General features: G+C 62.0%; 10 protein-coding genes. 7 read left to right on the top strand and 3 right to left on the bottom strand.

Features of this window, described 5'->3' with window-relative positions; all coding sequences use genetic code 11:
* Window positions 1-11 precede the first annotated feature (11 nt).
* The 6 genes from ACYZTW_RS31635 (at window position 12) to ACYZTW_RS31610 (ending at window position 6,792) form a co-directional block, all read left to right on the top strand.
* Window positions 12-875 carry a LysR family transcriptional regulator gene (locus tag ACYZTW_RS31635; protein ID WP_123361013.1) on the top strand — a complete coding sequence of 288 codons (864 nt, stop codon included), beginning with the start codon at window positions 12-14 and terminating at the stop codon, window positions 873-875.
* A 209-nt stretch (window positions 876-1,084) separates the two neighbouring features.
* Window positions 1,085-2,161: a putative 2-aminoethylphosphonate ABC transporter ATP-binding protein gene (locus ACYZTW_RS31630; RefSeq protein WP_462003135.1), complete on the top strand. Its 1,077-nt coding sequence runs from the start codon at window positions 1,085-1,087 to the stop codon at window positions 2,159-2,161.
* Complete coding sequence (locus ACYZTW_RS31625) at window positions 2,161-3,885, top strand: putative 2-aminoethylphosphonate ABC transporter permease subunit (RefSeq protein ID WP_462003134.1); 1,725 nt, start codon at window positions 2,161-2,163, stop codon at window positions 3,883-3,885. The genes ACYZTW_RS31630 and ACYZTW_RS31625 overlap by 1 nt, the downstream gene beginning before the upstream one ends.
* 32 nt (window positions 3,886-3,917) lie before the next feature.
* Window positions 3,918-4,943 (top strand): putative 2-aminoethylphosphonate ABC transporter substrate-binding protein, encoded by a 1,026-nt coding sequence (locus ACYZTW_RS31620; RefSeq protein ID WP_462003133.1) that lies wholly within the window; start codon window positions 3,918-3,920, stop codon window positions 4,941-4,943.
* Window positions 4,944-5,089: 146 nt separating this feature from the next.
* Window positions 5,090-6,223, top strand: a complete 1,134-nt coding sequence (locus ACYZTW_RS31615; RefSeq protein WP_462003132.1) for a TIGR03364 family FAD-dependent oxidoreductase — start codon at window positions 5,090-5,092, stop codon at window positions 6,221-6,223.
* Window positions 6,223-6,792, top strand: a complete 570-nt coding sequence (locus ACYZTW_RS31610) for a phosphonate degradation HD-domain oxygenase (RefSeq protein ID WP_462003131.1) — start codon at window positions 6,223-6,225, stop codon at window positions 6,790-6,792. The genes ACYZTW_RS31615 and ACYZTW_RS31610 overlap by 1 nt, the downstream gene beginning before the upstream one ends.
* Window positions 6,793-7,013: 221 nt before the next feature.
* Here ACYZTW_RS31610 and ACYZTW_RS31605 read toward each other — a convergent pair whose 3' ends face one another.
* A complete protein-coding gene (locus ACYZTW_RS31605) occupies window positions 7,014-8,399 on the bottom strand; it encodes a GTPase/DUF3482 domain-containing protein (RefSeq protein ID WP_462003130.1) in 1,386 nt (461 codons plus the stop codon).
* A complete protein-coding gene (locus ACYZTW_RS31600) occupies window positions 8,392-9,771 on the bottom strand; it encodes a DUF2868 domain-containing protein (protein ID WP_462003129.1) in 1,380 nt (459 codons plus the stop codon). The genes ACYZTW_RS31605 and ACYZTW_RS31600 overlap by 8 nt, the downstream gene beginning before the upstream one ends.
* An 85-nt stretch (window positions 9,772-9,856) precedes the next feature.
* Here ACYZTW_RS31600 and ACYZTW_RS31595 point away from each other — a divergent pair, with 85 nt between their 5' ends.
* The gene (locus ACYZTW_RS31595) at window positions 9,857-10,369 is read left to right on the top strand and encodes a dihydrofolate reductase (RefSeq protein WP_462003128.1); all 513 of its coding nucleotides are present in this window, start codon (window positions 9,857-9,859) and stop codon (window positions 10,367-10,369) included.
* Between the two features lie 117 nt (window positions 10,370-10,486).
* Here ACYZTW_RS31595 and ACYZTW_RS31590 read toward each other — a convergent pair whose 3' ends face one another.
* Window positions 10,487-11,878, bottom strand: coding sequence for an L-cystine transporter (locus tag ACYZTW_RS31590; protein ID WP_462003127.1), 1,392 nt, complete (start codon window positions 11,876-11,878; stop codon window positions 10,487-10,489).
* Between the last annotated feature and the right edge of the window lie 54 nt (window positions 11,879-11,932).

Here is an 11,932-nt window from a genome sequence, read left to right as displayed (position 1 = left end):
GAGGGAAGGGTGTGCTGAGTGCCGAGCTGAAGGCGTTTTACATGGTTGCCCGCCTGGGCAGCATTACCCTGGCAGCGAAAAAGCTCGGCCTGAGCCAACCCACAGTGACGACCCAGATTCGGCATCTGGAGAGTCAGTACTCAGTTGAGCTGTTCTACCGTGGCGGCCGCCGCCTCAGCGTCAGCGATGAAGGCGCGCGGCTGTTGCCGATGGTCAAGGCGTTGTTGCAGCAGGAAGCCGACATCGAGTTTTTTCTGCGTAACAGCGGTCAGGTCCAGGGCACGTTGCGCATCGCGGCCACGGCGCCTTACTACATCCTCGATCTGGTGAAGACCTTCCGCGAACGCTTGCCGCAGGTGGAAGTGTCAGTGGAGATCGGCAACTCCCAGCAGGTGCTTGAAGCGCTGGAGGATTACCGGGTGGACGTCGCGGCGTCGTCGCAGTTGCTCGACGATGCACGGCTGATTCGCCGGGTGCTCGGCAGCGATCCGCTGGTGCTGGCGGTGCATCGCAATCATCCGCTGGCGGTCCACGACCATGTACCGCTCAGTGCGTTGGCCGGGCATACGTTATTGATGCGCGAGTCGGGCTCGACCACTCGACGTCTGACCGAGGAATTGCTGGCCAGCGCCGGGGTGAGTTTCGGGCCTCTGTTGGAAATTGGCAGCCGTGAGTCGATCCGTGAGGCAGTGTTGCGCAATATCGGCATCAGCATCATTGCCCGGCAGGAAGTGCCGCATGATCCGCAATTGCGCGTGCTGACCATCGAGAATGCGCCGCAGATTCCCGAGTATTTGTACTGCCTCAAGGAGCGAAAAGGCGCGCGACTGCCGGCGGCGTTTCTGGGGTTGGCGCAGGAAATGGCTCCCGCATAGATCCCTGTGGTGAGGGGATTTATCCCCGTTCGGCTGCGCAGCAGTCGCAGATTTCAGGGCCGCTTCGCTGCCCAACGGGGATAAATCCCCTCGCCACGACAGGCAACCAAAATCCCTGAATACCACTATCAGCCGTTTTTGCCTCACTGCCACATGACGTACGCATTACATCCCTAGGATGGCTCTCATCTGCTTGATGAGGCCTGTCCATGAACCACTCGATCGCAACTGCCCTGACCAACCCCGGCACGCCGATGAAAGTGCGTGGCGTGCAGAAGCGCTTCGGCGCCTTCACCGCGCTGGATAACGTTTCCCTCGACGTGGCGGCCGGCGAGCTGGTGTGTCTGCTCGGTCCATCGGGCTGCGGCAAAACCACCTTGCTGCGCTGCATCGCCGGTCTGGAGAAGCAGGACAGCGGCGAGTTGTACCTCGGCGCTCGCGACGTTTCCCACCTGGCCCCTCAGGCTCGGGACTACGGCATTCTGTTTCAGTCCTACGCGCTGTTCCCCAATCTCACCGTTGAAGCGAACATTGCCTACGGCCTCGCTGGCAGTGGTCGCGATGAAGTGCGCCGGCGCGTCGGTCAGATGCTGGAGCTGGTCGGCCTGATCGGCAGTGAGAAAAAGTACCCCGGTCAATTGTCCGGCGGCCAACAGCAGCGCGTCGCACTGGCTCGGGCCCTGGCGCCGGCACCATCGTTGCTGCTGCTGGACGAACCGATGTCGGCCCTCGACGCCCGGGTCCGCGAGCATCTGTGCACCGAACTGCGCCAACTGCAGCGCAACCTCGGCATCACCACCCTGATGGTCACCCACAATCAGGACGAGGCCATGCTGATGGCTGACCGTATTGCCGTGATGAACAACGGCAAGGTCGAGCAGTACGCCACGCCGCAGGAAATCTACGACCGCCCGGCCACACCGTTTGTGGCGGAGTTCGTCGGTCAGGGCAACTGGCTGCCGTTCCGCCGTAGCAGCGACAGCCACGCCCAGGTCGGCGGGATGAACATGCGTCTGGCCGACGGCAGCGCCAAAACCGCGTCCGGACGTTTGTTCTGTCGCCCGGAAGCGATCAACGTCAACCCGCCCGTGCATGAAGAAAACCTGTTCCCGGCCAAGGTTCGTGAGATCACCTTCCTCGGCAACCGCTGCCGCATGAGCTTCGAACTCGATCAATTGCCAGGGCATGCGCTGCTCGCGGAACTGGCGCCGGAAGCCATGCCGCGTCTCGGCGCGCAGCAGATCATGGTCGCCTTGCCACCGCGTAGTCTGCAGGTGTTTGCCTGATGAGCGCGAACCTCGCGCTGCCGATACCGCACAAGCAGGTTCGGCAGACCTCTCGTGCCGAAATCGGCGACCGGGTGTTCGTGGCCGGCGGCAAGGTCCTGTTGTTGGTGTTGCTCGGCGTCGCGGTACTGATGCCGTTGCTGGCGATCTTCTGGCGCGGGTTCAGCGCTGAAGCCGGGCAGGGCGGCGGTCTGGTGGCCGCCCGTGAATTGGTGACCAGTGCGAATTTCCACTGGTTGCTCGGCAACAGTTTGAAAGTGTCCCTCAGCGTCGCGGCGATTGTCGTACCGCTGGCTTACCTGTTTGCCTACGCGCTGCAACGCACGTTGATTCCCGGCAAAGGCATCTGGCGCGGCATGTCGCTGTTGCCACTGATGGCGCCGTCGATGTTGCCGGGCATTGCGCTGGTTTATCTGTTCGGCAACCAGGGCATGCTGCGCGGTTTGCTCTCGGACAATATCTACGGCTTCTGGGGCATAGTTCTGGGCGAGGCCATCTACACCTTCCCACACGCGTTGATGATTCTGCTGTCGGCGTTGTCCCTGGCGGATGCGCGACTGTTCGATGCCGCCTCCAGCATGGGCGCCAGCCCAGCGAAAGCTTTCCGTAGCATCACCTGGCCGGCGACTCGTCAGGCTGTGTTCGCGGCGTTCTGTCTGGTGTTCACCCTGACCATCACTGACTTCGGTGTGCCCGTGGTGGTCGGTGGCGATTATCAGGTACTGGCGCTGGAAGCCTACAAAGCCGTGGTCGGCCAGCAACAATTTGGTCGCGGTGCGTTGATCGGCATGGTCCTGCTGTTGCCGGCGCTGTTCAGTTTCGGTGTCGACGCCTGGCTGCGTCGGCGTCACGGCGATTCCATGAGCGGTCGGGCACAGGTCTTTCAACCGGCGCCGTCGAAACGGCGGGATGGTTGCTACCTGGCCATCGTGCTGCTGATTTGCGCGGTGTTGCTGCTGGTGTTTGGCATGGCGGTGTACTCGTCGCTGGTGAAGTTCTGGCCGTACAACCTGTCGCTCTCGCTCAACCATTACCAGTTCAACGACACGGCGGGCGGCGGCTGGCTGGCCTACGGCAACAGCGTGAAAATGGCGCTGTGTACGGCATTGATCGGCAGTGTGCTGATCTTCACCGGCGCTTACCTGATGGAAAAAACCAAAGGCCAGCGCGGACTGAATCTGACACTGCGCATGCTCAGTTTCGTACCGATGGCGGTGCCGGGTCTGGTGCTGGGGTTGGGTTACGTCTTCTTCTTCAACCTTACCGGCAACCCGCTGCATGTACTCTACGGGACCATGACCCTGCTGGTGGTTTGCACCATTGCTCACTATTTGACCACTGCGCAAATGACCGCCACCACCGCGCTGCGCCAGCTCGATGCCGAGTTCGAAGCCGCCGCGCTGTCGCTCAAGGCGCCGCTGTATCGGCACTACCTGCGCGTCACCGTGCCGATCTGCCTGCCGGCGCTGCTGGACATCGTGCGCTACCTGTTCGTCTCGGCCATGACCACCGTGTCGGCAGCGATCTTCCTCTACAGCCCCGACACCCTCCTCGCGGCGGTGGCGGTGCTGAACATGGACGATGCCGGCAACGTCGGCGGCGCGGCAGCGATGTCGACTCTGATTCTGTTCACCTCGGCGGGCGTGTCCCTGCTGCTGGCCTGGGCGTCGCGCGGTTTGCTGCGTCGCTCCCAGGCCTGGCGGCAGACCGCGCCTGGTCATTGATTCAACCCCTCAACTCAAAACAGGAAAAGACCATGTTCAAGCCTATGGCCCTCGCCGCTGCTGCCCTCACCGCTTTCAGCCTGAACGCTTACGCTGCGAAAACAGAGTTGACGGTGTACACCGCCCTCGAAGCCGAACAATTGAAGACCTATAAAGAAGCCTTCGAAAAGTCCAACCCGGATGTCGAGATCAAGTGGGTGCGCGACTCCACCGGCATCATCACCGCCAAACTGCTGGCCGAAAAAGCCCGCCCGCAGGCTGATGCAGTCTGGGGCCTGGCGGCCTCGAGCCTGGCGATTCTCGATCAGCAAGGCATGCTGCAAAGCTACGCGCCGAAGGACCTGGGCAAGATCGGCGGCAACTACCGCGACGCCGCCAACCCGCCAGCCTGGGTCGGCATGGACGTCTGGGCCGCGACCATTTGCTTCAACACCGTCGAAGCTGAAAAGCAGGGCCTGACCAAACCGGTGAGCTGGCAGGACCTGACCAAGCCTGAGTACAAAGGCAAGATCGTGATGCCGAACCCGGCTTCGTCCGGCACCGGTTTCCTCGACGTCAGCGCCTGGCTGCAAACTTTCGGCGAGAAGCAGGGCTGGCAGTACATGGACGACCTGCACCAGAACATCGGCCAGTACGTTCACTCCGGTTCCAAGCCTTGCAAACTGGCGGCGGCGGGTGAATTTCCGATCGGTATTTCCTTTGAATACCCAGCCGTTCAGTTGAAGCGCCAAGGCGCGCCGCTGGACATCATCTTGCCAAAAGAAGGCCTGGGCTGGGAGATCGAAGCCACCGCTGTGATCAAGGGCACACCGCATGAAGAGGCGGCGAAAAAACTGGCTGACTTCTCCGCCAGCCCGGCAGCGATGGAGCTTTATAAAGAGAACTTCGCCGTCCTCGCGCAACCGGGTATCGCCAAGCCGCAGACCGAATTGCCGGCGGATTATGAGCAGCGTTTGATCAAGAACGACTTCGCCTGGGCGTCGAAGAATCGCGATGAAATCCTGACCGAGTGGCGCAAGCGCTATGACGGCAAGTCCGAGAAAGTGGTTGCCAAGTAACTTCTTCGTAGGCTGACAGGGCCCCATCGCGAGCAGGCTCGCTCCCACAGTAGATCTCCAGTGGATGGAGATTTGGGGTTATCCCCGATCAAGTGTGGGAGCGAGCCTGCTCGCGATAGCGGTCTCGAATTCAGAGCAAAAACTCAATGACACAACACAACGACATGCTGATCGTCGGCGCGGGCATCCTCGGCCTGTCCCACGCCTACGCCGCCGCCAAGCGCGGTTTGAAAGTCACTGTTTTCGAGCGCAGCGAAACGCCCTTAGGCGCATCGGTACGCAACTTCGGTCAGGCCCTGGTTACCGGCCAACCGCCGGGCCCGATGCTCGAGCTGGCCAAAGCCAGCCGCGAGATCTGGGGCCAATGGGCGCAACTGGCCGGCTTGGAACTCAAGCGCAACGGCTCGTACCTGTTCGCCCGCAGCGAAGCGGAAGAACACCTGCTGGAAGCCTTCTGCGCCGGTCGCGCCGTGGAACACGGTTACCGTGTCGACCTGCTGCGCGGCGCGGCGTTGCGTGATTTGTATGGCGGCCAGTTCAACCATCACCGCGCCGCGTTGCACGGGATGGACGATCAGCAACTGTATTCCCGTGAAGCCATTCCAGCGCTGATCGACTACCTGCACCGCGAACTCGGCGTCGCGTTTCACTTCTCCACCCTGGTGCGTGACATCGAGCCGGGGCGTTTGCACAGCACCGCCGGATGCTTCAGCGCCGAACAGATCATCGTCTGTTCCGGTCACGATTATCAGACGCTGCTGGCCGAGCCGATCGCCGAACTCAACCCGCAAATCTGCCGCCTGCAAATGCTTCGCGCTCGACCGCAAATCAACCTCAATTTGCAACACGCGTTGCTCACCGGTTTGAGCTGTGTGCACTACGGCGCCTTCGCCGATCTGCCGGAGGCGGCGGCGGTGCAAGCGCAAATCCTGCGAGAGGAACCGCATCTGCATGAAAACGGCATTCACCTGCTGATCAGCCCGACACCTCACGGTGAGTTGATCATCGGCGACTCCCACCATTACGGCGGCGACCCATCGCCATTCAACGCCGAGCAGGTGGACAACTGGATGATTGAGCTCGCGGAACACACCCTGGGTTGCAAGGTGCAAGTCGTGGAACGCTGGCAGGGTGTCTATGGTTCTCGTGGATCGGGGCCGTTCTCGTTCCTGCATCCGATGCCGGGAGTGAGCGTGGCACTGATGCACACCGGTGTCGGCATGAGCGTCGGGCCGGCGATGGCCGAACGTAACGTCGCAACTCTGTTGGGAGAGCGTTGATGGACCGCAATGCGCAAGTGATTGCCGAGGTGTTCGCACTGTACGAACGCTTTGGCGACAGCGATTACATCGGCGAGCCGGTGTCGCAGATCGAGCACATGTCACAGGCGGCCGAACTGGCCATGGCCGAGGGTTTCGATGACGAAGTGGTGCTGGCGGCGTTCTTCCACGACATCGGCCATATCTGCGTTGAGAGTGCCGAGAACATGGGCGGCTTCGGCGTGGTCAGTCACGAGCGGTTGGGCGCGGATTATTTACGCCGCGCAGGTTTCAGCGAGCGCATGGCGCGGCTTGTGGAATACCACGTTCAGGCTAAGCGTTATCTGACGCTCAAAGAGCCTGGGTATTACGAGAGGTTGAGCGAAGCCAGTCGTCGGACGCTGGAGTATCAGGGTGGGGTGATGACCGCAGCCGAGGCTGCAGCCTTCGAGCAGGACCCGTTGTGTGCGGTGAGTTTGCGGATGCGCCAGTGGGATGAGCAGGCCAAGGACATGGGCGTGCCGGTGATTGATCTTCAGGTTTTGAAGCTTAAAGCGGGAGTGCTGTTGTCTGGCGTGAACCGGGGGTGATTTGTCCGGCGTGATATCGACCCCTCACCCCAGCCCTCTCCCCACGGGGGAGAGGGGGAAAGGGAGCAGATCTCTGTAGGTTTCGAAAATGTCATCTCACTCGATATTGCATCGCACTTTTCAAGCCTGAGCTCGCCTCGGTGTTTCAGGTCGACGGATAGCGCAAGTCACCTCGGTCAGCCCCCTCTCCCTCCGGGAGAGGGTTGGGGTGAGGGGTGGTTCTAAAGCACAATCACTTTCTCAGCCAACCCCTCAACCTGCTCCTGCCTTTCCGCCTGATTCAACTTCGGATGTGGATTAAGCGACGACCACTGCGGATGCGCCCGCGCCTTGTTCAGTGCCTCGGGCAGTTTGCCTTCGCGCCAGGATTTGTCCTGGGGCGTGGCCACTTGAATGCTGTCCATCGCCGCATGCCCACGCGCATTGAGCGCTTGCAGCAGTTGCCGCTGACGCAACGCCAATAGCCTCAGCACGCTGTCATCGACGGTCAGCTCTCGCTGGCCTTTGATCTTGCCCAGCAAGCGGCTGCCGTAACTGCGGGCGGTTTGCAGGGCGCCGCCGGCAATTGCGCCGGCGAGTGCCGCTGCGCCAAGGGTCAGCCCGCCCACCAACAAGTCGACCCCGGCCCCGGCTGCCGCGCCGGCCGCGATACCGCCACCGACCCGCACGCCGAGCTGTTTCAGGGTTTCCGGGTTGAACAGGTCGTCACCCCAGCGGCCATCGAGCAGTGGCAGATCACTGGCCGCCGCGTCCTGTGGACGGAAGGCGTAGAGCTTGAGCAGGGCTTCGACGCAGCGTTGTTCCCGCTGTCGAACCGCTTTGCGCAGTTCGTTGATGGCCTGCTGTTCTTGCTCGGCTTCGCTGACCACGCTGCGTCGGCAGGCGGCACAGTCGATCAATAATTCGGCAATCAGCCGCGCCGCACTCTGTTGTCGGGCCTGGCGTTGGGCTTGCTGATCGGCGATCAGGCGTTCCAGTTGCGGGCGGGCGTTTTCCAGCAGCAGCGCGAGGCTTTCATACAGTCGACGTTCGCCGTCCTCCGGCGGTGCGACGCTGTCGAAACGCACCAAGGCGTGCAACCCCAGACGTGCCAACGCCTCGCGCCAATCCGGCTCGCGGTGGTTGGCGCTGCTGACGAAATTCAGCACCGGCAGCAGCGGTTTTCCGCAGCTGGCCAACACTTCCAGTTCGTCACGGTACTTGGCCAGCACCGGTTCCCGGGCGTCGATCACGTAGAGGCCGGCGTCGCAGGTCAGCAGTTGCCGCAGCACCTTGGCTTCCTGTTCGAAACGCTGCCGGGCTTCGCTGCCTTCAAGGAATCGCGCCAGTCGTGCCGGGCCATCGAGGCGTTCGCCGGGGCGTTCCAGACGTTCGAGGTAGTCGAGCAGGGCGATGGCGTCTTCCAGGCCCGGCGTGTCGAAGAGATCGAGCAACGGCTCGCCGTCCACCGACAATCGCGCGCCTTCGACGTGTCGTGTGGTGCTGGGGCGATGAGACACTTCACCGAAACCGACATCGCGGGTCAGGGTGCGCAGCAATGAGGTTTTGCCGACGTTGGTGTGGCCGACTACCGCGAGCTTCAAGGGCGCTTTCCATGGATTAGTCATGGCCGGTCTCCAGCCAGTTCAGCGGCGCGCAATCGGCGAACGGCAGGTCCAGCTGTTGCAGCGCCACGTGCCAGTCGCCCAGCCTTTCGGCATCCAGCGCTTCGCCCGGCGGCGCTTGCAGCAACCAGACGCGGGTGGCGCTGGCGCTACGAGACAGTTCGGCGATCAGTGCCAGACTGCCGCGGTCCGGCGAACGTCGCGGATCACAGGCGATGGCCAGGCGGGCCGGGGGGAAGCGGCTCAGTTGTTCGAGGAGTTTGTGCCGCGATTCGCGACTGTCGAGGATGCCGGCGTTGCTCACGGTTTTCGGCAGTGGCGGCGGCCAGGGGCGTTGATCGTCCAGCTCGATGGCCACCAACAGTGCGCCATTGCTTGGCAGATCGCTGACACCGTTTTCGATACGGTGCAGTTGCTTTGGCGCCGCGTCGCTGATGCCAAGGCGTTCACTGGTGGGCATCAGCCGTTCACGCAGTTGGGCGTAACCGGGCAGGTTCAAATCCAGACGCAATGCCGCTTGCCCGGTTTTCCAGCGCCACAGGCAGAACAGCGCCAGCAACGCTCGTGGCATAACACCGTAGACCACTAGCACACCGACCAGCCATGTTGCCCAGGCCTGACGGGCGCTTTCGATGTTCAATGCGGCATCGCCGCTGGCGCGGATCATTTCCACGGTCGGAACGTTGAAACCCAGCAGGGCCGGCAGGGCGCCAAGGGCCTGAGTCATGGCGACGAAGGTGTCGCCGCCGAGGAGCGTGGTTTCCCAGACGAAGCCGTAACGCCGGGTCGCCATCAGCATCAACAGCATCACCAGCGCGCTGAGCATCGCCAGCAACCACAAGCCGTTGACCAGTACGCCGACTGCCCAGCGATTGAGTTTCTGTCGTTGCAGCAATAGCAGCAGGGCCGGGGCCATTTGCGCGGCTTTGGCATCGCGAGCGAGTTTTTCGCTGAGCCATAACCACAAGCGGCCGAGGGTGGCGCCGTGTTCGCCAGCGAAGATCAGGCCCAACGCCCAGCTCAGCAGCAAAATCAGGTTCAGCCCAAGCAAACTGCCTAGGGCCCAAAACACATTCACCGGGGTTTGTCCGTCGCCCAGTGCGGTAAACGCAAGGCCGGCGCCACTGGCGACGGCGAGAACAGCCAGCACCAACAGAGCCAGCCGAGCTCCTTGCAGCCAATGTTTGAGGGCACTGACCAGCCCATCGCGCTCGGCCAGCCACAGGGCGCGGCGCTGAATACGTGTCGGCAGATCGCCACCCGCGCTGCGGGCCAGTCGGTTGGCTTCCAGATCATCCAGGGGACCGGCGTGTTCTTCACGCAGGCGCACCGTCTCGGTCAGCCAGAGGTTTTGCAGTGGAGTCAGTTCAGTCACGCGGCATCCCGTCGCTCAATTGAACGGTGAGCATAACCGCTGTGGCGCTTATCGGGGTACGGGAGGCTCTGGTATCCTCGCCGGCATGACTAAATCACTCCCTCTCAGCCTGATTGCAGCCCTCGGTGAAAACCGTGTGATCGGCGTCGACAACAGCATGCCCTGGCACTTGCCGGGGGACTTCAAATACTTCAAGGCCACTACCCTCGGCAAGCCGATCATCATGGGTCGCAAGACTTGGGATTCCCTCGGTCGTCCGTTGCCGGGCCGGTTGAACATCGTGGTCAGCCGTCAGGCGGATCTGCAACTCGAAGGCGCGGAGGTTTATCCGTCGCTTGAAGCGGCGGTGGTTCGGGCGCAGGAATGGGCGAACGCGCAGGGCGTCGATGAGGTGATGCTGATTGGCGGGGCGCAGTTGTATGCGCAAGGGTTGGCGCAGGCTGATCGGTTGTATTTGACCCGCGTGGCGCTGAGCCCGGAAGGGGATGCGTGGTTTCCGGAGTTTGATTTGAAGGAGTGGACGTTGGTGTCGAACACCGAGAATCCGGCCGAAGGTGATAAGCCGGCTTACAACTTTGAGGTGTGGGAAAAGGCCTAGAAGCTTCGCGAGCAGGCTCGCTCCCACAGTGGTTTTGAGGTGAGGCTCACATTGTGTGAACACCGCCGAACCCTGTGGGAGCGAGCCTGCTCGCGAAAGCGGTCTAACTGACGCTACTTACGCGTGAGCCAACTCACCATGCTCATCCGCATCCAGCAGCTCTTTATCCGTCTGCTGCATGATCTGGCTGGTGATCGCACCCGCCGTAATCGAACCGCTGACGTTCAACGCCGTACGGCCCATGTCGATCAGCGGCTCAACCGAAATCAGCAACGCCACCAGTGACACCGGCAAGCCCATCGCTGGCAGCACGATCAACGCGGCAAACGTCGCACCACCGCCCACGCCGGCCACACCCGCCGAACTCAGTGTCACAATCGCCACCAGCGTCGCGATCCACAGCGGGTCCAGCGGGTTGATGCCCATGGTTGGCGCGACCATCACCGCCAACATCGCCGGGTACAGACCGGCACAGCCATTCTGGCCTATGGTCGCGCCGAACGACGCGGCGAAACTGGCGATGGATTGTGGAATACCCAAACGGCTGGTCTGGGCTTCGATGCTCAGTGGAATGGTCGCGGCGCTGGAGCGGCTGGTGAAGGCAAATGTCAGCACCGGCCAGATCTTGCGGAAGAAGCGCAGCGGGTTGATCCCGGCGGCCGACACCAGCAAGCCATGGACCACAAACATCAGGCCCAGCCCGATGTAGGAAACCACCACGAAACTGCCGAGCTTGATGATGTCTTGCAGGTTGGAGCCCGCGACCACTTTGGTCATCAACGCCAATACGCCGTACGGGGTCAGCTTCATCACCAGACGCACCAGACGCATCACCCAGGCTTGCAGGGTGTCGATGGCGTTGATCACTTTCTGACCTTTCTCGACGTCATCTTTCAGCAGTTGCAGGGCCGCGACCCCAAGGAACGCAGCAAAAATCACCACGCTGATGATCGAGGTCGGCTTCGCGCGAGCGAGGTCGGCGAAGGGGTTTTGCGGAATGAACGACAGCAACAGCTGCGGCACATTCAGGTCAGCGACCTTGCCTGCGTAGTCGGTCTGGATGGTTTGCAGACGGGCCATTTCCTGAGTGCCGGCCACCAGGCCTTCGGCGGTCAGGCCGAAGAGGTTGGTCAGGCCGATGCCGATCAGCGCCGCGATGGCGGTGGTGAACAACAGCGTGCCGATGGTCAGGAAGCTGATCTTGCCCAGCGACGAGGCGTTGTGCAGACGGGCCACGGCGCTGAGGATCGAGGCGAACACCAGCGGGATCACGATCATTTGCAGCAACTGCACGTAACCGTTGCCCACCAGATCGAACCAGCCGATCGAGGCTTTCAGTACCGGGTTGCCGGCACCGTAAACGGTGTGCAGAGCCACACCGAACACCACGCCCAGCACCAACGCGAGCAGGACTTTTTTGGCCAGGCTCCACGTGGTGTGACGGGTTTGCGCCAAGCCAAAGAGCAGGGCGAGGAACACCAGCAGATTGAGGATCAGCGGCAGATTCATTGGAACTCCGATTGAGACTTGTGCCGGCTACCTTCCGGGGCAGCCGCGAACCGG

The sequence above is a fragment of the Pseudomonas sp. LB3P25 genome, from assembly GCF_054897985.1.
The sequence above is the reverse complement of the archived record's forward strand: the minus strand, read 5'-3'. Positions and strand labels throughout refer to the sequence as shown.